Below are 25,356 nucleotides of genomic sequence, written 5' to 3'. Positions count from 1 at the left end.
GAAGTGGCTATTAGCGTGAGCGAAATAGCATCCACAGAGTAGCGTTTGTGGGTAAAAGTATAAACTTTGATAATTTATTATAATAACTTTATAAAATATGTTGAGTTGATGGTATTTATTTGCTATGATATCTATAGGAGGGGATACCATGAAAAAATACCCAATTGGCCAATTTGCTAAAATAATAAATCGTTCACAACAAACATTGAGAAATTGGGACAATGCCAACAAGTTAAAACCTGAATATGTAGACCCGAAGACAGGATATAGATATTATACGGATAAACAACTTAAAGAATTCAATGGTGAAGTGAACAAAGACAATAAGATAGTCGTTGGATATTGTAGAGTTTCAAGTAGTAAACAAAAAGAAGCATTAGAGAGACAAATTGAAAATGTAAGGATTTATTTAATTTCAAAAGGATATAAATTTAAAATAATAAGTGATATTGGTAGTGGTATTAATTATGATAAAAAAGGATTAAATGAATTGATTGAACTTATTCTTCAAAATCAAGTTAGTAAAGTTGTAATATTGTATAAAGATAGACTTGTTAGGTTTGGTTATGAACTTATAAAGAATATATGTGATTATAAAAATGTTGAAATTGAAATTATAGATAATACTGAAAAGACTGAGGAAGAAGAAGTTGTAGAAGATTTAGTTCAAATAATAAGTGTATTTAGTTGCAGACTTCAAGGTAAGATAGCCAACAAGACAAAAAAGATGATTAAGGAACTTACTGAAGATGATTAGAGGAATTAAAGTTAGATTATACCCTACTAAAGAGCAAGAAATATTAATGTGGAAAAGTGCAGGAGTTGCAAGATTTACTTACAATTGGGGGTTAGCTTACTTAAATAGCTATTATAAGGAAAATAAGAAATCTTTATCAATAGGAGAATTAAGAAAAATATTTACCGAGCTTAGAAATAGTGAAGAATATCCTTGGATTAGAGAAGTGTCTTCGGAAATACCACAACAAGCACTTAAAGACTTAGGAGATGCTTTTGAGGAGTTTTTTGAAGATGAACATGGTTATCCTAAATTTAAAAAGAAAAATAAGTGTGAAAATTCATTTTTTCATCTAAATAATAAATTTGTAGTTAAAGATAAATTTATTAAATTGGAAAGAATAGGATTCGTTAAGATGAAAGATGAAGGCAGACTTCCCATAGGAAATTATAAAAAAGATAAAATAAAAGTAACTAATCCAAGAATAAAACATAATGGACACCACTGGTATTTATCCTTAGGTTTTGAGGTAGAAAATACCCATAAGCTTTGTCTCACTGGTGAGAGTATTGGCGTGGATCTAGGAATAAAGGAACTAGCTGTTGTAAGTAATATTGATAAACCTTTTAAAAACATTAATAAATCTAAAAAAGTTAAGAAATTGAATAAAAGATTACTAAAACTTCAAAGGCAAATTTCAAGGAAATATGATAAGTTGAAATCTGAAAAAGCCTTCAAAAAAAGTGAAAAACCGAATAAAACAAATAACATCATAAAACTTGAAAAGAAAATTAAGTTACTACACAAGAAAATATCCGATATACGTTTAAATCATATTCATCAAACTACTAATGCTATAGTGAAAACCAAGCCAAGCAGAGTAGTTGTTGAGGACTTGAACGTGACTGGTTTATTAAAAAATAAACATTTATCTAAAGCTATACAAGAACAATCATTCAATAAGTTTATAAATACTTTAGAATATAAATGTGAATGGAATGGTATTGAATTTGTAAAAGCTGATAGATTTTATCCTTCAAGCAAAAAATGTTCATGTTGTGGAGCTATCAAAAAAGATTTAAAGCTATCTGATAGAATTTATAAATGTGCGTGTGGGATTGTAATTGATAGGGATAAAAATGCAAGTATTGATTTAGCAAATTATAAATTAGTAGGATAATCACATGAAAGATACTACTAATATGTAGGTATTGACGAGACCGAATTTAAGCCTTTGGAGCATCATATCAAACCAAAGTAGCTTAGGCAAAATGGGGTGTATTGAAAAAGGAAATAAGTTTTATAAATTTATAAAGTTTTTATAATAAATTATAAAGTTTGTACGTCAGTATAATAGTATAATGCAGGCAGTAATATTAAACTGGCTTGGAAATGAAAACTATCAAAAATTTATACATGATTGTGGATTTAAATTTGAAAATAGAAGATATAAACTTTTTACATTTTCAAAAATATATGGCAAATTTAAAATATACAGAGATAAGAAAATTATAAGTTTTTTTGATAACGCCAATTTCACTGTTTCCTCCCTTGAAGACAGATTTTTGAATTATCTTGTATTAAATGTGATAGCAAAGGATAATTTTAAATTTGGAAACAATATAGTTGGTATAGAGGGTATTGAAAGTGCCTACAGTAAACTTTCTGAAAAAGAAATAGTGTATACAAAATCTCCTATAGTTGTCTATAGTACATTTCAAAATTATCAAGGTAACAAAACTTACTATTATAATCCTTTAGAAAGTGAGTTCAGTGAACTTATAAGAAGAAATTTGATACATAAATATAAAGCCTATTATGGGGCAGAACCTTCAGATAAATGTTTTTCAATAACTCCTTTATATAGGGAAAAGTTAAAACAGAGAATTGTAATGTATAAGGGGTATGTTATAAAAGGATGGGATGGAGAATTTTTGATTCAGGGTTCAAAGGAACTTATGGATATAGCCTACAATGCAGGAATTGGCTCCAAAAATTCTCAAGGGTTTGGATGCATTGAAGTAAAAAGAAAGTAGAAGTCTGGAATAATGTTGTATCAATATTTGTGGTTTATATTTTAAGAGTAGATTAGAATATATTTAAGGAGGATTTTAATGTCTTATAAAGATTGTATTAAAGTTTGGAGAAAAGGTATAAGTGAAGAATTGTTAGATAGATTTTTTCTTAAGTTTACATATTCTTCGAATAAAATAGAAAATAATGAGACAAGATTGAGAGATGTTGAAACTATCTTTAAAGGGAAAAAAGTTGCAGATTTTAAAGGAAATAAGAAAACACTTGTGGAAATAGAGAATCACAGGGAGTTATGCAAAAATATTTTTAAATTATGTAAAAAATACGATTCAAAGGTATCTATTGATTTAGCAAAAAAAATTCATTATGCATTGATGAAAAATTGTTTTTCAGAGCAGTTGTTATTAAAAGGAGAAAGTCCAGGAGAATTTAAAAAAGGTGATTATATAGTTGGCTTACATGACGTAGGGGTAAGTCCTGATGAAGTAGAAGAAAACTTAGATTCTTTGTTTAAAGAAATTAATGAAGTGAAAATAAATGATAATAACGTTTTAACAGTGATTTCATATTTCCACTGCTGGTTTGAAAATATACATCCTTTTGCTGATGGAAATGGAAGAACGGGCAGGATGCTGGTCAATTATCTTCTTATAGGCAATAACTTTCCACCAATAGTTTTATTTGAAAATGACAGGGAACAGTACTACCTGGCTTTGGAATATTTCAATGAAACGCAGGAAATATCTAAAATGGTTGATTTTTTGGAAGATCAAGCTTATAAAACATGGATTAAAGATTATAATATCAAATTAAAAAATTTAAAGGATTTTTTGGATTAGATGATAAAGGTAACACCAATAATTTTTCCGTCGACCCCTAGTAGCGTAAAAAACCACGGGGTTCGATAAATTAAAAAGATGAATAATGATAAGGGTTTGTGATTCTTATTAACACTTCATTAACATGTTGATATTTTCATAAACCCTGTTATAATAATATGTGGATGGGATTTTAGATTACCTATGAGGAATTGAAACTATCGTATAAATATAGACTGTATCCTATATCTCCAAGATTTTAGATTACCTATGAGGAATTGAAACTCGGCACTGGTACTCGCACTTCAACGAACTTAAATTCTGATTTTAGATTACCTATGAGGAATTGAAACCATTTATATTCTCCAAAATATGCTATTCTTACTGCTTCGATTTTAGATTACCTATGAGGAATTGAAACTATGCATCTTTCTTTGTATTTGCATTTCTACCAGAAAGATTTTAGATTACCTATGAGGAATTGAAACCAGGAACTCCTATGAATTGGCTCCCTGGACTGGAAAGGGATTTTAGATTACCTATGAGGAATTGAAACCAGTATATCTTTTCTCATTAAACTCAACTTCTGTTTGATTTTAGATTACCTATGAGGAATTGAAACAGTACATATAAGCTACTTTGTAGTTTTGCACCTCTATGATTTTAGATTACCTATGAGGAATTGAAACCTACAAACCTTCCTCAAATAATAGCAACTGGGATGCAGGATTTTAGATTACCTATGAGGAATTGAAACGCAGATATTAAAGCGAAGAAAAAAGCTGAACAAGATGATTTTAGATTACCTATGAGGAATTGAAACTTTAATGGTGTAGTAGATATTATTAAAAAGGCTTATGGATTTTAGATTACCTATGAGGAATTGAAACATGGCTATCGCAGGTGTTTTATATCCTTCAACTTGCGGATTTTAGATTACCTATGAGGAATTAAAACTCTTGGGCTTGCAGCAGCAGCTTTCGGACCAGTTATGATTTTAGACTACATATGAGGAATTGAAATGACAAATAAACAAAAATGTGTATACAATATTACACAGATTTTAGATTACCATGGTATGCTTTATTTATTTTTTGGTATAATTATTTTAGTAGGATTTTATTCGAATGCTGGAATTAGCCAATGATACTATATTTTTGAAAGTAGGAAATAAGCAATGATATGCGTCTGGATAGGTTTTCCCCCTGAAGGATACGTATTCTAAGTACTAAATACACTAAGAATACTGTTAATAAGGTCCAGATGGAGAAGAGCAATTGTCTATAGCAAATTCCACCTAAACCTCTGAATTACTTGAGTCTAATTCTGAAAAATAATTTTATGATTAAGGAGATATATGTTATGATTTTTAAATCTAAAGCTGGTGGTAATAATTATGAATTAAATTACTTATTGTCTGAAACAGAAAGGATACTAGAACAAATACAGCATGGAAACTTAAAAGTTCGCGTCGATTATGGAAATTTCTCATCAGATATAAAAAAAGTTATTGAAAATATTAATGGTATGCTTGACTCATAACAGAGTTCAGTCGATTATATGGTTCAGCGTTTTCAACTAGTAAATAAATTAATCAATGCTAGTCTATGGGATATGGAGGTTATAGCTCAGGATCCGGTTAATGCTGATAATAAAATTATATGGACAGATGAATTTCGCCATATGCTAGGTTATTCAAATGAACAGGATTTCCCAAATATTTTGAGCAGTTGGAGCCATAAATTACATCCTGATGATTATGATAATACTTTAAAAGCTTTTGTTACTCATCTAAAGGATTATTCCGCCAGAGCTCCTTATAATGTACAATGCAGACTCAAATTAAAAAGTGGTGAGTATCATTGGTTCTGCATTCTTGGAGATACAATGCGAAGGAGTAATGGAGAGCCAGTGCATACTGTAGGATTATTATATGATATTCATGATAGTAAATTAAAAGAAGAGCAAAATGAATTTATACTTACAAGATTTGAATTGGTAAACAAAGCTTCACAAATTGGTCTATGGGATATGGAGGTTATAGCCGGAGATCCAGTTAATCCTGATAACAAATTTACGTGGACAGATGAATTTCGCCATATGCTAGGTTATTCAAATGAACAGGATTTCCCTAACATTTTAAGCAGTTGGAGTGATAAATTACATCCTAATGATCATGATAAGGCTTTAAAGGCTTTTGTTGATCATTTAAACGATTACTCTAGTAAAACTCCTTACAGTATAGATTATCGTCTTAAGTTAAAGAATGAAACCTATAGGTGGTTTCATGCAGAGGGTGGCACTATTCGTAATAAAGAAGGGATTCCTCTGCGTGTTGCAGGATCTATAAGAAATATTACAGATGAAAAGGTGAAAGAAAAATTGAATATTAAGCTTTCAAAAAAGATAGAAGATTTTTATCATTCCATGAAAGAAATGGTGGGGAGCATTGAAAGTATAACTACTACAGCTCAGGAATTGGCTAATTTTCAACAGGAAACCATGAAAATAGCTCAGGAAATAAAGACTAGTACAAAGGAAACAGAAGAAGTAATAGAATTTATTAAAAATTTATCAAATGAAACCAATTTATTAGGACTAAATGCATCTATTGAAGCTGCAAGAAGCGGCAGCGAAGGACGTGGATTTCAAGTAGTGGCTTCAGAAATACGTAAGCTATCAGTTAGCAGTTCAAACGCTGTAGAAAAAATAGGCAGCGGCCTTAAAGATATGAATTTATCTATAGAAAAAGTTGTCGATAATATAGGAGATATTACTAATATAACACATTCACAAGCGGCTGCTACAGAAGAAGTAAGTGCCTGTGTAGAGCAAATTAATATTTTGACACAAGACCTATTAAATCTTGTGAGGAAAATATGGAAAAAGGCACAAAAACTATGGGCTAATGAATATAATGATTACCTCTTTTAAATTAAGGAAATTTTAAGAAATAGTTGATAAACTTTAGTTATACAGTAAATATTTTATAATAGGCATGGGTGTGATCAAAATTAGATACATAAGGTGATAAGCACTGGTGCTATTTTTAAAATTGAAGGGGTGATATTCATGAATACTATAAGTAATGATCAAAACACAATCAACTGGTATAATCAAAGTATTCAAAAAATTTTAAGTTCACAAGTTGAAACTTCTACAAATGAGGACGAAAATAAAACGGAAAGTTCTATTGGAAGTATAGGACAAGCATACCGAAGTTCTATTTTTGCTGGGGGCACATCAAACATAATTAATTCTCTAGACAATTTAGTATCTAATGGGACTATTACTGAGGATCAAGAAACTATTATACAAAATGCTTTTAATGCTGCTTTTAAATCAAACCAAACAAATTCAGGAACATATAATAAAGTGTCTAACCCATTAGACAATCTGGTATCTAGTGGAATTATTACACAAGAACAAAAAACTGCAATAGAAAGTAATTTTAAACCAGATGAAACAAAAGAAAACAATAATGTAAATCCATTGGATACTCTTGTATCTAACGGCACTATTACCCAAGAACAAGAAAACGCTGTACAATCAGCTCTTGAAAGTGCTTTTTCAGAAAATGAAACACAGCAAAAAAGTGATAATGGTTTAACTTCAACCTTAGATAGCCTGGTATCTGATGGTACTATTACTCAGGCTCAGGAAGATGCCATAAAATCTGCCTTTGAAAGTGTTTTTGCTCAAAGTCACATACAGGGAAGAAAAGATGATGGAGTGGATTCTGTTTTGGATGACCTGGTATCTGAAGGAACTATTACACAAGAACAAAAAACTGCAATACAAGAAAGTTTTAAATCTGCTTTTAAGTCAGGTAAATCAGAAGAAAATAATAATATAAATCCATTAGATAGTCTAGTATCTAGTGGAATCATTACTCAAGAGCAAGAAAATGCTATACAATCTGCATTTGAAAATGCTCGTACGGAAAGTGAATCACAAGAAAAAGGGAATAATGCGTTAACATCTGTTTTAGATAATTTAGTATCTGATAATACTATTAGTCAGGATCAGGAGGATGCTATAAAATCTGCTTTTGAAAGTATTTTTGGTCAAAGGGAAAAGCAAGGAAATAGCAGGATAGATTCTATTTTAGACAATCTGGTATCTGATGGTACTATCACTCAGGAGCAGGAAGAAGCAATACAAAGCATATTTTAATCTTGATATTTAGTTTTGAATTTACTAGCTGTCGTCATAAAACGTATATTTAAATGATGACAGCTTTTAAATATACGTTTTTGGAAAAATTCAGATTAATATTTCAGTAATTGTTGATAAGCTATAGACAAAATTATTATAAATTACAATAAGATCGCTAAATTGTGATTTAGCGATCTTACGTGATATATATTAAAAAATAATTTGGGCTTTGTTGTTGGAATTATTTTCCGGGATTTATGAACATCTGAACCCAATATGGAGTTCCATTTTTATCTTTAGCAACTCCAACTCCAATTTCTGTGAAATTAGAATTTAATATGTTTGCTCTATGACCTGAAGAATTCATCCAGGAATTCATTACTTCTGCTGCATCTTTTTGTCCGTAAGCAATATTTTCTCCTGCTGCTGTATAGCTTATACCAAATTTCTTCATCATATCAAAAGGTGAGCCATATGTAGGAGAAGTGTGACTGAAATAACTATTGTCAATCATATCTTGAGCTTTTGCTGTGGCTACTTTGGATAATTCAGCATTTGCCTTAAGCGGAGATAGTCCATTTTTACTTCTTTCTACATTAACTAATCTAATTACTTCATTTGCTTCTGCACTTATGGTAGAAGTTTGTCCACTATTTTCTGTCGGCTTAGTGGTAGTGGAAGTTTGTCCAGTATTTCCTGTATTACCGGTGTTTCCGGTATTTTCTGTTGGTTTAGTAGTACTGGTTCCATTGTTGTTTGTTGTTGGCTTAGTAGTAGAATTATTATTTTTACAAGCATTTTTTGAAGTAACAACTGTGTAGTTTTTTAGACAATTCTTAAGCTGGGAATAGTTATTTAAATCATATTTCAATGAAACCTGCTGAACTACTGGACTACTGCAAGTGTTTGATGCTGCTTTTGCCATAGTAGGAATAACAGTTGGTATGCCTGATGCAATAATTAATGACGCAATTAACAATTTGATTTTTTTATTCATAAAGTAAACCCCCTAAAATTTTTATGAAATTATATTAAATTTCATATTAAGTTTTTACATATTTATTAAAAACTTATCTTAGAGTATAAATAATAAATATGAATAAATTAATTCTATTTTATGAATGAATTACAAACATTTTTAAAAATTATCAGAATATTATGGTGATAAAGTAATATTTTTTATATACATCTATATATATGAATAAAAATTAATAAATCTTTTCCTTTAATGTATATCACAGGTAATATTTTTAATAATACCTCAATGAAAAAGTCTTTTTGTAGAATTAGCCTTATTGTAAGGTTTTTGTAATATAATCAAAGTGTGAAATTCAAGTAGGAGTATTCACGATTAAGTAGTAGTAAATGGTGAGCTAAAACATAGGCAAGGGTATGGTTTGGTATCATATTCAGGCTTTATTTGTATATAAATAAAATGCGTGTATTGTATATATTTGTAGCAAATTTCATAAAAATAATAAAATATTTTCATATGTCAATTTAATATGAATATTTTGAAAAAAATATATATAGAATTTTATATTTTATTTACAAGTTATAATTAATTTATAAAATTTAATTTCTATGAATATTTTTGGTAAAATATTCATGTATCGAAATATTCGAAATATATTATCCATAATAAAATATATTTAAATTTTGTATTGACAAATATATTTTATTATAATACTATATATAAAAAGTTTAATTTCCAATAAAGTAAATTTTAATAGTAAAATAAATATTATAATTTATTAAGGTTCACTAGTAAACTAGAGGCCAAAATTATGTTCTAAAGTTATAGAATGTAATTTTGGTCTTTTTAATTTATCTGAACGCAGCAATTAGCTAATACTTCCATCTTCTTTAAAGAGGGAGATAAACAAGGATAATGCGCCTGGATAAGTTCTTTCCCTAAAAGGATAACAGTATTCTAAGTGCTAAAGACACTAAGAATACTGTTAATAGGGTTCAGATAGAGATAAGCAATTATCTGAAGCAAACTCCACCTGGACCTCTGAATAACTTGATTACACTAAAGGATTTAAAATTTATCTTAAAAAGTAAAATAATAACTTAAAAGATTAGGAGAAGCTTATGAGAATAGCTGAATTTATACATGATAATGACTATCCTAAGCTCACAAATTTAGATTATTGGTTAAAAGATAATTTAAATTATGAAACTAAGAAAATAGTTATAGATGAACACACTAGATTTTCTGAAATTAAAGACTTCGATTTAATAGTACTTCATGGTGGAATACAGCATCTATGGGATAAAGAACAGGATCCATGGCTTTATAAAGAAATTGAATATATTAAGTGGGCATTAAATAACAATAAAGCAGTGATAGGATTTTGTCTTGGAAGTCAGATTATTGCGGAAGCTTTGGGAGAAATGGTGTACAAAGCCCATAAGGAAGAAATAGGATGGTTTAGAGTACAGCTTAGAGCTGAGGCAGAAGAACATATTTTATTGAAAGATCTTGGACAAAATTTTATATCTTTTATGTGCCATTCAGATCACTATGATCTTCCTGAAAATTGTAGTTCCTTAGCCTTTACAGAGACAGCAAAAAATCAGATTTTTGTTAGCAATAAGTTTCCAACTATTGGTTTTCAATTTCATCCTGAATATACGCTGAAAAATATCAAAGTATTACTTGAAACTTTTAACGATAAAGATTGTTTTGGAGAAGAATATAGGTTAAGAAAGGTAAACATAATTGAACAAACAAAGGCATTTTCAAGTACATATGGTTTATTTAAAAAATTAATGGACAATTCTCTAAAATGGTTTTTTAAATAAAAAAGATGAAAAAGGAGGGAAAAATATTTTAAAAACTTTTAAACAATTATCTAGAGAAAAACAGACATATATTTTAAATGCAGCTGCCAGTGTATTTGCAGAAGAGGGGTATCATCATGCAACTATAAATAATATATGCAAAGAGGCAGGCATTTCAAATGGAGCACTTTATAAATATTTCAAGAATAAAGACTCATTGTTTTTTTCAGTTTTAGATTATATTACAAATATATTAGAGGAGAAAGTTTATAGAGCAAATGTAGAAAAATCAAAGTTTTTATATGATTATATCTATAATTTATTAAAGGGAATTGAACAATTAATTGAAGATTATCCTGATTATATTTCTATTTATTGTGATTTGGGTTCTAGTTCAATGAAAAGATTTGCAACTAAGTCATCAGAAAAATTAAGAAAGGCCACTAGTATTTATACTATTAAAATGGTTAAAGAGAGTAAAAAGCATGGAGATATAGATAAAAATATAAAAGATGAAGTAGCAGCTTATTTAATTGATAATTATATTACACTTTTTGCATATTCCTTAGTCTCAGAATACCATAGTAAGAGAATGAATGCATTTTTTTGTTCTAAGAATACGATTTTATCAAATGAAGATAAATTAAATTTGACAGTTGAATCATTAAAATGTGCCTTAAAAAGTTTATGACAAAAGAGAGCAATTACTCACTCTCTTTTGTATGATAAATTGTATGTAAAAATATTAAAATTAATTTAAATTAGCGCCAGGAGGATTTTTATGAGTAATATTAAAAAAAATAATTTTGAAGAAAATAAAGTGGGTTTAAAATCAGAATATTTATCTTTTATTGAGATATTGGCACAATCTGTTGGAAGCATTGCACCTACTGCTTCTTTAGCATTTGTTATACCTCTGGTTTATGGTACTGCAGGTAATGGTACCTGGCTTGCATATGCTTTTGCACTTATAGCCATATTATTTGTAGCAATAAATTTAAATCAGTTTACATCAAGATCTGCATCCTCAGGATCTTTATACATGTATATTGTCAGCGGACTTGGACCTACAGTGGGATTTATATCAGGATGGGCACTTCTGCTGGCATATGGGCTTACTACAAGTGCAGTTTTAAGTGGTTTTATAAATTTTGCAAATGTACTGCTTCAGTATCTGGGAATTAATATTCCACTTGTTGCATTAGGTATAGTTGGTGCAGCCACTGCATGGTATGTGGCATATAAAGATATAAAACTATCAGCTAAACTTACCCTCATATTAGAGGCTGTTTCAATAATATCCATATCTATTTTAGGTATCATTGTAGTAGTTCATAATGGCTTCAAAATAGATTTGGCACAATTAACCCTTAAGGATGTTTCACCTTCGAGCATTAGAATAGGGCTTGTAATTGCATTTTTTAGTTATGTTGGATTTGAAAGTGCATCCTCTCTTGGGGAAGAAGCAAAAAGACCATTATACACCATTCCAAAGGCAGTATTAGTTAGTTCGGCTATAGTAGGAATTTTATTTATTATATTTGCATATATAGAAGTCCTTGGGTATATTGGAAGTAAAATTAAATTAAATGAAGCGCAAGCACCTCTTACCACTCTAGCAAATTTAAATTCTGTTGGTTTCTTTGGAGTAATCATTTCTTTAGGTACTTTGTTCAGCTTTTGGGCTAGCTTCCTAGCTTGTGCCAATGCAGGTGCTAGGGTGCTATTTTCCATAGGCAGGCACGGTATAGTAAATTCTTCCATGAGCAATGTCCACAAGAATAATAAAACACCTCATATATCAATTGCATTAATTTCACTAATTGCTACAGTAATCCCTATAATTCTAATATGTCTTCATAATGGTATATTTGATATTTATGGTTGGTTGGGAACAATTGCTACTTTCGGTTTTCTTTTTAACTATGCACTTGTTACAATAGCTTCACCAGTATATTTGTACAAGGAAAAAGAACTGAAGCCTAAACATATAATAGTTTCTATAGTAACTTTTATTATACTTTTAATTCCTATTGTAGGAAGTATATATCCACTTCCGGTGTATCCATATAATATTTTTCCATTTATGTTTTTAGCATGGTTAGCTGCGGGTGCCATCTGGTTTTTTATATGTAAGGCTAAAAATCCTAATTTAGTTTCTGATATTGAAGTTAACGTAAAAGATATTAATGAACAATTTAAAATCGATAGAAAGAAAAGTGCAATATAATATATTTTTCAGTGTTCATGGTATAAAAAGCCATCATTTCCTGTTTATAAAAAATATTATTGAATGAGAGGATAGATAGATTTGATAGATGAATTGGAGAAAATAATTAAAGAAAAAGGCATACATACCATAGAAGTTGTGCATGCTGATACTCTTGGAATATTGGGAGCAAAGATGATTCCTGCTAAAAGTTTTTTAAAAAATTATAAAAGTGGTTTTGGAGTATGTAGAGCTTCTTTGGGTTGGGATATACAAGGTAATCTTTTTGAGGGAGTGGAAATTACGGATTTTAATACAGGATGTCCAGATGTAATAGTGAAACCTATACTATCAACATTTAGAGAGATACCATGGAGAAAGGGCAGTGCTTTTGTATTTGGCGAAATTTATGAGGAAAATGGTGAAATTTTTAAATATGCACCTAGAGAGATACTTAAAAAACTTGTTATTAGGTATGAACAGCTTAAATATAGGCCTCTAGTAGGGGTAGAATTGGAGTTTTATCTACTTGATAATGAGAGGCAGAAACTGCATCAAGGAATTCATACCTATTCCTTAAGTAAGGGATTAGAATTAGAATATATCCTTGGAGAAATACGTAATAATTTAAATGACATTGGTATAGAGCTTGAAGCTACCCATATGGAATATGGACCTGCACAAGTTGAGATAATAACTGAATATGGTGATGCTTTAGATGCTGCGGATAAAACTGTACTGCTAAAAAGCATAGTTAAGGAAGCAGCAAGAAAGTATGATCTTTATGCAACGTTTATGGCAAAACCTTGGACTCAAGAGTCTGGAAGTGGATTCCATGTTCATCAGAGTCTATGGAATTTAGAATTAAATAAGAATATATTTCAACATGACAAAAAAATTGCAAATCGATATCTTGCAGGCTTAACCAACACTACCAGTGAATTCATGGCATTTACATCTCCTTCTATTAATTCATATAAAAGATTCAATAAATATTCATTTGCGCCTGTTAGTGAATCTTGGGGGTATGACAATAGGACGGTAGCTGTACGCTCGCTTCTTAGCAATGGGAAAGGTAGTAGATTGGAGCAGAGAATAGGCTCTTCAGATGCAAATCCATATTTAGCAATTGCAGCTAGTCTTGCAGGGGGATTGTATGGATTAGAAAATGAACTTAATTTATGTGAAAGTACCTCTACTGATGCATATTTAACTACTGAAAAATTGTTACCTAAAAATTTAGAACAAGCTTTAGATAAACTTGAGAAGAGCAAAATAGCTAAAAAGTATTTTAATGAAGAATTTATAAAATTGTTTTTAGCAATTGGAAGAAATGAAATAAATCTTTACGAACAATCTGTAACAGATTGGGAGTTTAATAGATATCTTGAATATAGCTAATATATTATTTTTAATCTATAAAAAAATTAAATATATTTCAATTTATATATTGACAAAATATTTCAAAAGCCTTATAGTGTATTTAAATCAAAAATGAGTTAATTAAATATAGATTTCTTATCAAGAGAGACGGAGGGACTGGCCCTATGATGTCCGGCAACCAGAAGATTTGTATTTCATGGTGCTAATTCCAGCAGGTATTAATATGAGAAGCCTGATAGATAAGAGACGATTAGGATATAAACTTCCTGAAGTTTCTTCAAGGAAGTTTTTTATTTTAACGGTAAGCCTAAAAACCCCATAAGATAATGAAAAATATATAGAATTGACTCGCTATTTTATATTGAGTAATGAATTGGAGGTAATAAAAATGAGTAGATTATTTACATCAGAATCCGTTACAGAGGGACATCCAGATAAAATTTGCGATCAAATATCAGATGCCATATTAGATGCCATTATTGAGAAAGATGAGAATGGCAGAGTTGCTTGCGAAACAGTTGTTAATACTGGAATTGTAATTTTAGTGGGGGAGATATCAACTAAAGCCTATATAGACATACCTAAGATAGTGAGAAAAACCATAAGTGATATTGGATATAGTAATTCAAAATTTGGATTTGATGCAGCTAGTTGTGCCATAATAACATCTATAGATGAACAGTCTTTGGATATTGCACTTGGAGTAAATGATTCTCTGGAATCTAGAAATGGTGAAAAAGATAATATTGAGGCAATTGGAGCGGGAGATCAGGGAATAGTGTTTGGATTTGCAACTAATGAAACTCCTGAATATTTACCTCTTCCTATAGTATTAGCTCATAAGCTTGCAAAAAAGCTTTCAGAGGTGAGAAAAAGCAATATAATTCCCTATTTAGGACCTGATGGGAAGACCCAGGTTACAGTAGAGTACGAAAAAGGAAAACCTGTTAGAATAGATACTGTACTTGTATCTTCCCAGCATGAAGATAATGTAAATCATGATGAAATTGAAAAAGATATAATAGATAAAGTTATAAAAGCAGCAATACCAAGTGGGCTTTTAGATTCCCATACAAAATATTTGATTAATCCTACGGGACGATTTGTAAAAGGGGGACCGGAAGCAGATTCCGGACTTACAGGGAGAAAAATAATAGTTGATAGTTATGGAGGATATGGCAGACATGGTGGTGGAGCATTTTCAGGAAAGGATCCCACAAAGGTAGATAGGTCAGGAGCATACGCCGCAAGATGGGTGGCAAAAAATTTAGTGGCAGCAGGTATAGCAGATAAAATTGAAATAGAAATAGCTTATGCCATAGGTGTTGCTTCACCTGTATCTGTAAGTGTAGATACTTTTGGTACAGGTAAAGTGATAAGTGATGATCAAATAGTGGAAATTATAAATGAAGTGTTCGATTTGAGACCAGCTGCTATTATAAAAGAACTTGATTTAAGGAGACCTATATATAAAAATACTGCTGCATATGGACATTTTGGGAGAACTGATATAGATGCTCCTTGGGAAAGATTTGACAAAGTTGATGAAATAAAAAATATTTATAAGAAGAATTACCAACAATTAGTAAGTAGTTTTTAATTCATTGGTACCTTAAAGGAATAATTATTAGTATTGCATAATGCTGAGGATACCGGGCAGCATTATGCATCCATAAAATATTGGAGGGAAAAGTATAAAATGATTGATAAGAACAATATTGATTTTATAACAAAATGTATTCATGTAGGGAATGGAATTGACAAGGAAACAGGAGCTATAAGACGTCCTATAACTATGGCAAATTGCTATAGACTGCCTGAAGATGCATCTTCTATAAATTGGAGTGATGCAGATCAATTACTATATACAAGAAACACTTCCGCCAATCAAGTTTATCTTCAGGAAAAGTTAGCTTCCCTTGAAGGGGGAGAGGACTGTGTAGTGCTTGCAAGCGGTGTATCTGCACTGGCTGGAGTGTTTTTTTCTTTTTTAAATAAAGAATCTCATGTGATTTGTTCAAATGTTTCATATATAGCAGTATATAGATTGCTAAATGAATATCTTCCAGATAAATATGGCATAGAAACAAGTCTTGTGGATACTTCTAATTTGGAAAAGATAAAAAAAGCAATAAGGCCAAATACAAAACTGATTCATATTGAGACTCCAGGAAATCCTACTACTAAAATAAGTGATATTGAAGAAATATCTAAAATTGCAAAATCCATTGGAGCACTATTGAGTGTTGACAGCACTTTTGCATCTCCATTTCTACAAAGACCTCTACAGCTTGGAGCTGATCTTGTCATACATAGTTTGACAAAATATATAAATGGACATGGAGATGCCATGGGAGGGGCAGTAATCGGGAAAAAAGAACTTATAGATAAGATAAAACGTGAGGCCATGGTTAATCTTGGAGGGACAATAAGTCCTTTTAATGCATGGCTAATTATGCGTGGAGTTGTAACTCTACCTCTGCGTATGAAACAGCATAGTGATACTGCACTGGAGGTTGCCGAATTTCTGGAGTCCAATCCGGTTGTAAAGTTTGCAGCATACCCAGGACTGGAAAGCCATCCACAGCATGATATTGCCAAGAAACAGATGAATATGTATTCTGGAATAATTGCTTTTGCACTTAAAGCAGATGTAGATACCCACAATAAATTTATTAATTCACTGGAATTGATTACCCAGGCTGTTTCATTAGGGCATGACGAAAGTTTGATTGTCTATACCGGACCAAGTGATGAGAGAATTAATTTTTATCCAGAGCAGTTTAGAGAAGGATATATTAGATTTAGCATAGGACTGGAAAGTGCCAGTGACATTATAGCAGATTTAAAACAGGCATTAAAAAAATGCGGATTATAGTAATTGGTAAATAATAATTATAATAAATAGGAGCAGATTTAATTTTTATATAAATCTTGCTCCTATTTATTATAATGAGATATTATTAGAGTTTATTTAAATCATAAGGTGTTTCCTGATATACATAATAATTAAGCCAGTTTAAAAATAGCAGATTAGAATGGCTTTTCCAATTTGATAAAGGCATTTTATCTGGATTATCATCTGGAAAATAATTTTTGGGTACATCTATAGGTAAATTTAGTGCTATATCTCTTTCATATTCTGATTTTAATGTTAAAGTATCATATTCAGGATGTCCAGCAATAAAGATCTGACGACCACCTTTTGTAGCTACTATATAGACACCAGCTTCTTTGGATTCAGAAATTATTTTTAGTTCAGGAACTCTTTCAATATCATTTCTTTTTACAAAGGTATACCTGGAATGTGGTGCATGAAATACATCATCAAAACCTCTAAAAAGTTTAATATTGGCCTTGTTTAAAGTATGAGAGAAAATACCGGATATTTTTTGTTCCAGAGCATATTTTGGAACTTTAAAGTGATGGTAAAGTCCTGCCTGAGAGGCCCAGCATATATACATAGTGGAATAAACATTTCGGGTGCTCCAATCCATAATTTCAGTTAATTCTTTCCAATAATCAACATCTTCAAATTCGAATTTTTCTACAGGTGCACCAGTTATTATCATACCATCGAATTTTTTGTCTTTTATTTCTTCAAAGGTTTCATAATATTTAATTAAGTATTCCGCAGGAGTATTTTTTGAATTATGAGATTTTAAATACATTAAAGATATATCAACTTGTATAGGTGAATTACTTAGCAATCTTAAAAGTTGTATTTCAGTAACGGTTTTAAGGGGCATTAAATTTAATATAATTATATTAAGTGGTCTTATATCTTGTCTTACTGCATGATTTTCATTCATAACAAATATATTTTCAGCCTTTAATACTTTAGAAGCTGGAAGATTATTAGGTATATTTATTGGCATAAAATCCCTCCTTAAATTATAATAGTTTTAGTGGCAATCAAATAAAAATTTTATTATTCAAATTTCGATTTTGGAGTTAAAATAAATAAAAGTTATTTTTCTGTAAGAAAAATAACTTTTATAATAAACTAATTTAAAACTATTTTCCTTATCTCTCAGAAATAATCTGCTGGAATTGACACCATACATTTTTACATTTTAATGAAATGTTGGTTGTCGGGTTTCATAGGGCCAGTCCCTCCACCACTCTTGATAAGATTTAATTTGATTTTACATTACATTCTATACTAAAAGTTTATTTTTGTCAATAACTTATTTCGAATGAAAAGTACTTCATTTAAAGACCTGATTCTCTAAATTTGTGCTCTGAAATTTCTATCAAATTATGCAAAGGTCGTTTTAAAAGGGATAAAAGTAAAAATACACAGGAAAAACCAGCCATTGCTATAAGATCTTTATATACATCTTTCCATAGAGGGCCACCAATGGCTTCCCTGAATCCTCTTATGGCATAAGTGAAAGGCCAAAAAGGTGCAAGTGTACTAAATATTTTTGGAAGAGTTTCTATAGGATAAATTCCTCCGGCCCCTGCAATTTGAAAAACCATAATTATTACCGCAATAGCTTTCCCTATATTTCCCAATATGGATGCCAGTGTATATATTATAATAGTAAATGTGATGCTGCAGGCCAATGATATCAATATCATAAGACCCATACTCTGAGGGTAAACTTTTATCAGATAAACATCCCCTAGTATAGTAATAATAGTTTGTATGAAAGATAATATTAAAAACAGGACTAATTTTCCAAAATATTTATGTGTTACTGTCAGTTTTTTGTTATCGTCAAAATCCTTGCAGTGAAAAGATAATATAGAAGACAATAGTAGTACCCCTACCCATATTGCCAGTGTGGTATAAAAAGGAGTTACTGCATATCCAAATAGTCCTGAATTATAAACCTCAACATTTTTTATATTTATGGGAGATGAGAGTAAATTTGAAAGTTCATCCGGGTTTTTCTCCATAAAATCTATTATTTCATTTAAATTTTCTTCATTTAAATTTTCCATCTTAGAGCTTAATTCATTTAGTTTACTTTGAATATCTTCTAATTTCTTATTTAAGTTATCAGTCTGGCTAACTGAAGCTTTACTGCTTAATATTTCAGAATTGGCCAAAGTATTTAGTTGTGGAACAAGAACTTTTGTGGATTCCAGTATAAAATCTATATTATTTAAACTATTTGTTAAGTTGTCTGTGGCAATGTCTATTGACTGATAAGTGTCCAGATAAAAAGCGTTGGATACAGAGACAACATTCATAGATATTTGGTTGCTTAAATTAGATAGTTCATTTATAACTGAGGTAATGTTATCTTCAGAGGAATTACTGTTAATTAAAGATTTTAATCTATTTAAATATGTTTTTTCAGTTTGTACTGAATTTTTTAGTATATTAAGTGAATCTATAAGTTCACTTGCACCTTTATTCGGAAGAAAATCATTAATGAAATCCAGAATGTCAAGGGTGTTGTTAATTTTTTTAATGAGGGAGTTATCCAGATTAATTAATTGGTTTATTACGGTAATATTTAAATCCGAACCAATATTTATTTTGTTTATGTTATTTAAATTTGTTAAAAGATCCTGTATCTGATTATTTAAAGATTGAATTTCATTTATATCATTGTTTAAATTGTTTTGTGTTGAATTTAAGGTTTGTTTGGTAGACAGAACCAATAATTTGCTTTGTGCCAAAATATTTTGAACACTATTTATTTGCTGTAATAACTTAGGAAAATCAGATTTTTGTGTGTTTAAATATTTTTGTAATTCTTCTGAACTAGTATTTATTTCTGATATGTATTTTTTTATGTCATTTATACTAGAAACAGTTTCAGGAATAGTATCCTTTAGTTGTATAATTTGGGGCTTATCTGTTTCTAAATCTTTTCCTAAGGAGTTTAATTCCTTAAAAACCTCCTGGCTGGCTGTTTTTATAAAATTACTTTTTATTTTGTTTATTAAATTGGTTTTTGCAGAGTCTGTAATTTTAGTGGCTACAGCATTTAATTTTTCATTAGATCTATATATAATGTTAGGCTTTTCAGGACTTTGCGTTGTTACGGTTAGCATTTTACTGGAAAAATCCTGTGGTATTTCAATTAATGCATAATATTTACCCGTATTCAATCCGTAATTTCCCTGCCATTCATCTATGAATACCCAGTCAAGAGTTGTATTCTTTTTTAACTCTTTAACAACTTCATTGCCTATGTTTATATTTTTATTGTTGAAGGTACTTCCGCTGTCATTGTTAATTACAGCTATGGGAAGTCTTCTGGTGTTGATTTCAGCATAGGGATTCCAAGAAGCTTTTATATTAATCCATGCATAGAGAGAGGGTAAAACACAAAATCCTAAAATTACTATAAATACTGAGGGATTCTTTATTATATTGATTAAATCTCTTTTTAAAATTTTAAATATGGTTTTCATATACTACCTCCAAAGCTGACCTATTCTCCTATACCTGAATCTTTGAATTTTACTTGGAATTTATGAATTTTATTATGCAGTGGCTCTTTAAGGAATAAGCCAATTAATATAAAAAATATTGAAATTAAAATTAATACTACAAAATCTAAAACTACAGTTGATATAAGGGGACCTGCAACAGCCTCTCTAAAACCACTAACAGAATAAGTAAATGGAAATAGAGGCTGTAGTATTCTAAAGATCAATAATTGAAGCTGTATAGGATAAGTGGCACCGCTCCCTGCTATCTGTATTATGAGAAAAATAATAGAAATAGCTCTTCCGAAGTTACCTAGTATAGATACCAATGTATATACTATTACTGTAAATGTAATGGCTGAAACAAGTGCAACCATTATCATGAGAAAAACATTTACCATTTGAACCTGTAATAAAAATTTGTCTCCCAGTGTAACTATAATACCTTGTATTGCACCTAAAGCTATAAAAGTCAGCAATTTGCCTAAATATTTTTCTTTTAAAGTAAGGTTACCACTTCCCTCAAAGGGGGTCACATCTACTCTTAATAGTGTTACAAGCATAATGGAACCTACCCACATGGCAAGAGCCGTATACATAGGGGCCATGGATGAACCAAAGTTAGAAACGGTATATATATTTTCTTCCTTTACATTAAAAGGACTTGATATAAAATCCCCCATTAATTCAGGATTGTTCTGCAATATAGTAATTATTTGTATTATATCGTTGTTTGTAACCAGTTTTAATTCATTGCTTAATTTATTTATATTGTCTTTAAACTGAAGTAATCTACTGTTCAATTTGCCAGATTCAGCAGCAACTAATTCACTTCCATGAATTAAAGTATCCATGGCATTATCGCCCTGTTTGTTAAAATCCTGAACAGATTTTAGTATTGAAGAAGTATTATCTGTATAGTCAGTAATTTCTTTAGCTATTGAATTTAATGCATTTCTTGTGTTTTTGTTATATTCATTTTGAGCATCTATTAGTTGGACTTTTAGATTTGTTATGTTATGTGACATAGAATTTAGTATATCTTCATTAATTTGATTAGTATTAGTAAGTTCATTTTGTAGGCTCTTTATATTATTTTTTTCATTTTTTAAGGATTTCTGTATAGTATTTAAAGACTTTAACAGATCCGATATTTTGGTATTGCTTTTAAAATCATTGATCTTTTCAAGGAAATCAATAATGGGGTCAATCTCATTGATTAATATGTCAATTTCATAGCCAATTTTGTCTACAGTAGAATTTATACTTGAAGAATTTGACTCTGTAATTAAAGAATTCAAATTTTCTATTAAAGCTTCAGTTCTATAAATATCACCTTTGGCATTCTCAAGGTTTATAGCAATATTATCAAAAGTATTATTTAGTGAAGGCTGAAGAGAGTTTATAAAGTCTTTATTGTTATCATTGTTTTCTGATAAAATGTTTATTCCTGAATTCATCAAAGGAAAAGTAGTTTTTATTTCATTTAGTATTGGAGTTAAGTTACTTGAACTGTTCTTTATATTTCCAAGAACATAGGTTATAAGATCCATATTGTCATTTAATTTTATAATGTTATCTTTTAAATTTATAATATCTTCTTTATTTTTATCTGCATCTTCTCCAATAGTATTTAAAAAGGAGAAAATGGTTTTATTAACAGAGTATACAAAATTAGATTTTATTGAATCCAATAAGGTATCTTTAGCAGAACTGGTTATTTTGGATATAAGAGGACTGCTCTTTGTATTTACCTTATAAACAATTTCTGGTTTTTTAGGATTATCAGAGGTTATACTTACAAGGCGGGAAGAAAAATCTTTGGGAATTTCTATCATTGCATAATAAGTTCCGTTTAAAATGCCTATATTGGCTTTTTTAGAATTGACAAATTTCCATCCTATTTTATGGTTATTTTTTAAATTGTTAACAATATTATTTCCGGCGTTTATATTTTCACCTCTAAAACTTGTACCATTATCATTATTAACTATAGCTACAGGAATATTACGGGTTCTTACTTCTGCATAAGGGTCCCAAACGGCTTTTATATTAATCCATGCATATAAGGAAGGTATGATACAAACACCTGTAATAATAAGAAGTGCTATTGGATTTTTTATTATGCTTTTCATATCTCTTTTGAATATTTTTATAATGTTTTTTATCATATTTCAACACTCCTGTAAACTCTAGGTAATAGGATGGTTCAGATGGAGTTCGCTTATCAAAAATGCATATCTTCATCCCTTTGGATTAATTATATTACTGACTAGTCAGTAATATAATTAAACATCTTTTTTGTACTTGTGTCAATAAATTTAAATCTAAAAATCACTTGATCTAAAAGATAGTTTTTAAAGAATTATATGCAAAATTTATTAATTTTTCAGATATATTATATATTAGTGTTATTTTGTGTATTAATGGTTTTAATTATTACAAGTTTAGATAAAAAAGAATATGCTCTTTGATGGCAGATATTAAAAGGATAGTTGAGGATAGGGTGGTGTTAAAAATTCCTCTCATAGGAAACTCATATAATTTATGGATTATGTGATATAATATATAATACTAAGAGTTATTGATGTGATTGTGTTACTGGTTATAAATTGTTAACAATATTGACACATAGGTGTAATAACTATTTAGTAGTATGTAATAATATTCATTATTATAAAATTATTATAAAAGCCTTTTTGGCGGAAATGGAGAAAAATTATTATGAAATTTGAAAGTAAGAGAGTATCTAAAAAATCAAGTAAGTTTTCCAGCTGGACTGCTTTTTATATTGCTGCTTTGGTGACGCTGCTAGTTGGAATAGCATTATTAGTAAATGATATTATATTATTTAGAAAAACTGTAAATCAATATGTGGCTCAAGGATATTCTGCAAATGTTGTACTTGGGCAATTAGTGCCGTCTCAATTATTGCCGGGAATATTTCAATTTATTGGTCTATATGGAGGAATTGTATGTATTCTAATAGGTATAGGTATAATTAATAAAAAACTTTCAAAAATTTTTGGTGAATCATATAATTGTGACGATAATTCACAGGAGGACATTAAAGAACAAGAAGTCATAGATGTAAATGAGGTAGAAGATGTAGAAGGTGAGAAGGACACAGAAGTAGAAAAGCAGGATGAAAACAAAGATATAGGAGAAACAAATAAAGAACAGTAATTATGTAAAAAAGTTTTACTTTTTAATCTTAAGTCAGTACATATTAAACATATAATATAAATAAAAAAATAAATTATATTATTTTATTCCAATATTGAAGAAAAGATTATATAATTTAATTAAAACAAAAATATGGGGGATGTTTGCTGATGGATTGGAAAGAAAAGTATATTTATGAATTATGCAGTAAAACAATTGACAGTGAAAAGGCACTAAGTGCAATTAATAACTTTGCAGCTGATATGAAAGGTGTACTAGACAAGTATTCTGTAAAAAATTCTACTGTAGAAGTTAATGAAAATGAAAATACTGTTAAAGTTTATGGCAATGTTATAAAATGGGATATTACTGGAGAAAAATTTGAATTGAGCTCTAATAATGGTAAAAGTATAAATGTATCTGTTCATAAAAATAAATATAAAATTAGATATTGTGAAGGAAGTCATACTAAGAAATCAGGAGTGTATGTTCTTAATAATAGTGATGCATATAATCGTTATGTAGATGAAGCCTTTGAATATTTGCTGATGTTAGACAATTGATATATTAAATTTTAAATGTATTCTTCTCTTGTATTAAAAAATAATATGTGAATTATATTACAGTATAAATGAAAAAGAATAGTGGCAAGATATAAACGTAATTTCAAAGTGTCAGACTATAGATTTGTAATATGGGAGGAGAATAAAAGTATGAATATTAATGATAAGAATTTACAGGAAGCCAGACAATTAAATCAACAATCTAGAAATAAAAAAGCAAATGCATCAAATTCTATGAATTCTTTGGCGAATAATGGTTCAAACATTCAAGAAACCAGACAATTAAATCAGCAGTCAAGGGAAAAAAGTAATTCCACAGGTTTTACTAATAGTGTAAATAATTTGGAAGAAACTAAAAAGTTAAATCAACAATCAAGACAAAATAAAAATAAATAGTAACTGATTAATTTTACTATCCAAATTTATAAATGAATCCATTATATTTATAATACTTTATCATAAATTGATAAAGTATTTAATATGATGGATTTTAATGAATATTTTATCCGAACGCTAGAATTAGCTAATACTCCCATCTTCTTCAAAGTGGGAGATAAGCACTGCTGCGCGCCTGGATAAGTTCTTCTAAGGTTCAGATGGAGATAAGCAGTTCCTGCAGCAAACTCCACCTGAACCTAAGAATTACTTGATAAAAAATAGAAGGAAGTGATATATATGGAAAGGACATTGGTTCTTATAAAACCAGATGCCATGGAAAGAAAATTAATGGGTGAGATAATATCTGTTTATGAAAAAAAAGGTTTACATATAGCTGCTTTAAAGATAGTAAAGCCAACTATAGATATAGCCAAAAAGCATTATAATGAACATAAAGGTAAGCCCTTTTTTGAAGAATTGATTAATTTTATTACACGCGGTGAAGTCTGTGCTTTAATTATAGAATCAGACAATGCAGTAGAAGTAGTTCGAAAGATAAATGGAGCTACAGATCCCAAAGATGCAGATGTAGGGACTATAAGAGGAAAGTTTGCACTATCAAAATCTGAAAATGCAGTTCATTCCTCCGATAGTGTAGAGAGTGCAGTACGTGAAATAGAAATATGGTTTTCTGATAGAAGTTAACTTTAAGAAAAATTATTT

21 protein-coding genes, 1 pseudogene, 1 CRISPR repeat array and 2 riboswitches are annotated in these 25,356 nt (G+C 29.7%); of the genes and pseudogenes, 18 read left to right on the top strand and 4 right to left on the bottom strand.

Annotation, left to right across the window (positions count from 1 at the left end; all coding sequences use genetic code 11):
• Positions 1-148: 148 nt before the first annotated feature.
• The 7 genes from BS101_RS10005 (at position 149) to BS101_RS09980 (ending at position 7,764) form a co-directional block, all read left to right on the top strand.
• Positions 149-757, top strand: coding sequence for an IS607 family transposase (locus BS101_RS10005; RefSeq protein ID WP_073538692.1), 609 nt, complete (start codon positions 149-151; stop codon positions 755-757).
• Positions 750-1,916, top strand: coding sequence for an RNA-guided endonuclease InsQ/TnpB family protein (locus BS101_RS10000; RefSeq protein ID WP_073538691.1), 1,167 nt, complete (start codon positions 750-752; stop codon positions 1,914-1,916). Before BS101_RS10005 ends, BS101_RS10000 begins: the two co-directional genes overlap by 8 nt.
• 181 nt (positions 1,917-2,097) lie before the next feature.
• Complete coding sequence (cas6, locus tag BS101_RS09995; protein ID WP_083585692.1) at positions 2,098-2,772, top strand: CRISPR-associated endoribonuclease Cas6; 675 nt, start codon at positions 2,098-2,100, stop codon at positions 2,770-2,772.
• A 78-nt stretch (positions 2,773-2,850) separates the two neighbouring features.
• Positions 2,851-3,609 (top strand): Fic family protein, encoded by a 759-nt coding sequence (locus tag BS101_RS09990; protein WP_073538689.1) that lies wholly within the window; start codon positions 2,851-2,853, stop codon positions 3,607-3,609.
• A gap of 168 nt (positions 3,610-3,777) precedes the next feature.
• A CRISPR array of direct repeats spans positions 3,778-4,611; the repeat unit is 30 nt; unit sequence GATTTTAGATTACCTATGAGGAATTGAAAC.
• Between the two features lie 339 nt (positions 4,612-4,950).
• Positions 4,951-5,130 carry a hypothetical protein gene (locus tag BS101_RS23270; protein ID WP_198039585.1) on the top strand — a complete coding sequence of 60 codons (180 nt, stop codon included), beginning with the start codon at positions 4,951-4,953 and terminating at the stop codon, positions 5,128-5,130.
• Positions 5,131-5,148: 18 nt separating this feature from the next.
• Positions 5,149-6,522, top strand: a complete 1,374-nt coding sequence (locus BS101_RS09985) for a methyl-accepting chemotaxis protein (protein ID WP_198039584.1) — start codon at positions 5,149-5,151, stop codon at positions 6,520-6,522.
• A 138-nt stretch (positions 6,523-6,660) separates the two neighbouring features.
• Positions 6,661-7,764, top strand: coding sequence for a hypothetical protein (locus tag BS101_RS09980; RefSeq protein WP_073538688.1), 1,104 nt, complete (start codon positions 6,661-6,663; stop codon positions 7,762-7,764).
• 223 nt (positions 7,765-7,987) lie between these two features.
• On the opposite strand, the gene BS101_RS09975 is transcribed toward BS101_RS09980, so the two are convergent.
• A complete protein-coding gene (locus tag BS101_RS09975; RefSeq protein ID WP_073538687.1) occupies positions 7,988-8,743 on the bottom strand; it encodes a CAP domain-containing protein in 756 nt (251 codons plus the stop codon).
• 1,100 nt (positions 8,744-9,843) lie between these two features.
• Here BS101_RS09975 and BS101_RS09970 point away from each other — a divergent pair.
• The 7 genes and pseudogenes from BS101_RS09970 to BS101_RS09945 all read left to right on the top strand — a co-directional run bounded on the left by BS101_RS09970 (position 9,844) and on the right by BS101_RS09945 (position 17,006).
• Positions 9,844-10,557, top strand: coding sequence for a type 1 glutamine amidotransferase (locus tag BS101_RS09970; RefSeq protein WP_073538686.1), 714 nt, complete (start codon positions 9,844-9,846; stop codon positions 10,555-10,557).
• 25 nt (positions 10,558-10,582) lie between these two features.
• Positions 10,583-10,753: pseudogene (locus BS101_RS24585) on the top strand (TetR/AcrR family transcriptional regulator); the annotation flags it as partial.
• Positions 10,754-11,227, top strand: a complete 474-nt coding sequence (locus BS101_RS09965) for a hypothetical protein (RefSeq protein ID WP_073538685.1) — start codon at positions 10,754-10,756, stop codon at positions 11,225-11,227.
• 90 nt (positions 11,228-11,317) lie between these two features.
• Positions 11,318-12,766 (top strand): APC family permease, encoded by a 1,449-nt coding sequence (locus BS101_RS09960; RefSeq protein WP_073538684.1) that lies wholly within the window; start codon positions 11,318-11,320, stop codon positions 12,764-12,766.
• A gap of 81 nt (positions 12,767-12,847) precedes the next feature.
• On the top strand, positions 12,848-14,146 hold the full coding sequence (locus BS101_RS09955; RefSeq protein ID WP_083585690.1) for a glutamine synthetase family protein: 1,299 nt from the start codon (positions 12,848-12,850) through the stop codon (positions 14,144-14,146).
• 114 nt (positions 14,147-14,260) lie between these two features.
• Positions 14,261-14,374, top strand: a riboswitch (SAM riboswitch).
• Positions 14,375-14,516: 142 nt separating this feature from the next.
• Positions 14,517-15,728 carry a methionine adenosyltransferase gene (gene metK / locus BS101_RS09950; RefSeq protein WP_073538682.1) on the top strand — a complete coding sequence of 404 codons (1,212 nt, stop codon included), beginning with the start codon at positions 14,517-14,519 and terminating at the stop codon, positions 15,726-15,728.
• 99 nt (positions 15,729-15,827) lie between these two features.
• Positions 15,828-17,006 (top strand): trans-sulfuration enzyme family protein, encoded by a 1,179-nt coding sequence (locus BS101_RS09945; RefSeq protein ID WP_073541244.1) that lies wholly within the window; start codon positions 15,828-15,830, stop codon positions 17,004-17,006.
• Positions 17,007-17,091: 85 nt separating this feature from the next.
• Here BS101_RS09945 and metA read toward each other — a convergent pair whose 3' ends face one another.
• The 3 genes from metA to BS101_RS09930 form a co-directional block, all read right to left on the bottom strand.
• The gene (gene metA / locus BS101_RS09940; protein WP_073538681.1) at positions 17,092-18,006 is read right to left on the bottom strand and encodes a homoserine O-acetyltransferase MetA; all 915 of its coding nucleotides are present in this window, start codon (positions 18,004-18,006) and stop codon (positions 17,092-17,094) included.
• Positions 18,007-18,151: 145 nt separating this feature from the next.
• A riboswitch (SAM riboswitch) is annotated at positions 18,152-18,265 on the bottom strand.
• A 78-nt stretch (positions 18,266-18,343) separates the two neighbouring features.
• Positions 18,344-20,509 (bottom strand): YhgE/Pip domain-containing protein, encoded by a 2,166-nt coding sequence (locus tag BS101_RS09935; protein WP_073538680.1) that lies wholly within the window; start codon positions 20,507-20,509, stop codon positions 18,344-18,346.
• Between the two features lie 20 nt (positions 20,510-20,529).
• Complete coding sequence (locus BS101_RS09930; protein ID WP_073538679.1) at positions 20,530-22,698, bottom strand: YhgE/Pip domain-containing protein; 2,169 nt, start codon at positions 22,696-22,698, stop codon at positions 20,530-20,532.
• 553 nt (positions 22,699-23,251) lie between these two features.
• On the opposite strand from BS101_RS09930, the gene BS101_RS09925 reads away from it, so the two are divergent.
• The 4 genes from BS101_RS09925 to ndk all read left to right on the top strand — a co-directional run bounded on the left by BS101_RS09925 (position 23,252) and on the right by ndk (position 25,338).
• Positions 23,252-23,713, top strand: coding sequence for a hypothetical protein (locus BS101_RS09925; RefSeq protein WP_073538678.1), 462 nt, complete (start codon positions 23,252-23,254; stop codon positions 23,711-23,713).
• Positions 23,714-23,862: 149 nt separating this feature from the next.
• Complete coding sequence (locus BS101_RS09920; protein WP_073538677.1) at positions 23,863-24,255, top strand: hypothetical protein; 393 nt, start codon at positions 23,863-23,865, stop codon at positions 24,253-24,255.
• A gap of 150 nt (positions 24,256-24,405) precedes the next feature.
• Positions 24,406-24,651, top strand: a complete 246-nt coding sequence (locus BS101_RS09915; protein ID WP_073538676.1) for a hypothetical protein — start codon at positions 24,406-24,408, stop codon at positions 24,649-24,651.
• A 279-nt stretch (positions 24,652-24,930) separates the two neighbouring features.
• The gene (gene ndk, locus BS101_RS09910) at positions 24,931-25,338 is read left to right on the top strand and encodes a nucleoside-diphosphate kinase (protein WP_073538675.1); all 408 of its coding nucleotides are present in this window, start codon (positions 24,931-24,933) and stop codon (positions 25,336-25,338) included.
• The last annotated feature ends 18 nt before the right edge of the window (positions 25,339-25,356 follow it).

It is taken from the genome of Clostridium kluyveri (assembly GCF_001902295.1).
Classification (GTDB): Bacteria; Bacillota; Clostridia; order Clostridiales; family Clostridiaceae; genus Clostridium_B; species Clostridium_B kluyveri_B.
The sequence above is the reverse complement of the archived record's forward strand: the minus strand, read 5'-3'. Positions and strand labels throughout refer to the sequence as shown.

Bases quoted from the DNA above. Each gene is read 5' to 3' on its own strand.
- BS101_RS10005 (WP_073538692.1), top strand. From the start codon at position 149: ATGAAAAAATACCCAATTGGCCAATTTGCTAAAATAATAAATCGTTCA.
- BS101_RS09925 (WP_073538678.1), top strand. From the start codon at position 23,252: ATGAAATTTGAAAGTAAGAGAGTATCTAAAAAATCAAGTAAGTTTTCC.
- metA (WP_073538681.1), bottom strand. From the start codon at position 18,006: ATGCCAATAAATATACCTAATAATCTTCCAGCTTCTAAAGTATTAAAG.
- BS101_RS09975 (WP_073538687.1), bottom strand. From the start codon at position 8,743: ATGAATAAAAAAATCAAATTGTTAATTGCGTCATTAATTATTGCATCA.
- BS101_RS09980 (WP_073538688.1), top strand. From the start codon at position 6,661: ATGAATACTATAAGTAATGATCAAAACACAATCAACTGGTATAATCAA.
- BS101_RS09985 (WP_198039584.1), top strand. From the start codon at position 5,149: ATGGTTCAGCGTTTTCAACTAGTAAATAAATTAATCAATGCTAGTCTA.
- BS101_RS09935 (WP_073538680.1), bottom strand. From the start codon at position 20,509: ATGAAAACCATATTTAAAATTTTAAAAAGAGATTTAATCAATATAATA.
- metK (WP_073538682.1), top strand. From the start codon at position 14,517: ATGAGTAGATTATTTACATCAGAATCCGTTACAGAGGGACATCCAGAT.
- BS101_RS09945 (WP_073541244.1), top strand. From the start codon at position 15,828: ATGATTGATAAGAACAATATTGATTTTATAACAAAATGTATTCATGTA.
- BS101_RS09970 (WP_073538686.1), top strand. From the start codon at position 9,844: ATGAGAATAGCTGAATTTATACATGATAATGACTATCCTAAGCTCACA.
- BS101_RS09915 (WP_073538676.1), top strand. From the start codon at position 24,406: ATGAATATTAATGATAAGAATTTACAGGAAGCCAGACAATTAAATCAA.
- BS101_RS09990 (WP_073538689.1), top strand. From the start codon at position 2,851: ATGTCTTATAAAGATTGTATTAAAGTTTGGAGAAAAGGTATAAGTGAA.
- ndk (WP_073538675.1), top strand. From the start codon at position 24,931: ATGGAAAGGACATTGGTTCTTATAAAACCAGATGCCATGGAAAGAAAA.
- BS101_RS23270 (WP_198039585.1), top strand. From the start codon at position 4,951: ATGATTTTTAAATCTAAAGCTGGTGGTAATAATTATGAATTAAATTAC.
- cas6 (WP_083585692.1), top strand. From the start codon at position 2,098: ATGCAGGCAGTAATATTAAACTGGCTTGGAAATGAAAACTATCAAAAA.
- BS101_RS09960 (WP_073538684.1), top strand. From the start codon at position 11,318: ATGAGTAATATTAAAAAAAATAATTTTGAAGAAAATAAAGTGGGTTTA.
- BS101_RS09920 (WP_073538677.1), top strand. From the start codon at position 23,863: ATGGATTGGAAAGAAAAGTATATTTATGAATTATGCAGTAAAACAATT.
- BS101_RS09930 (WP_073538679.1), bottom strand. From the start codon at position 22,698: ATGATAAAAAACATTATAAAAATATTCAAAAGAGATATGAAAAGCATA.
- BS101_RS10000 (WP_073538691.1), top strand. From the start codon at position 750: ATGATTAGAGGAATTAAAGTTAGATTATACCCTACTAAAGAGCAAGAA.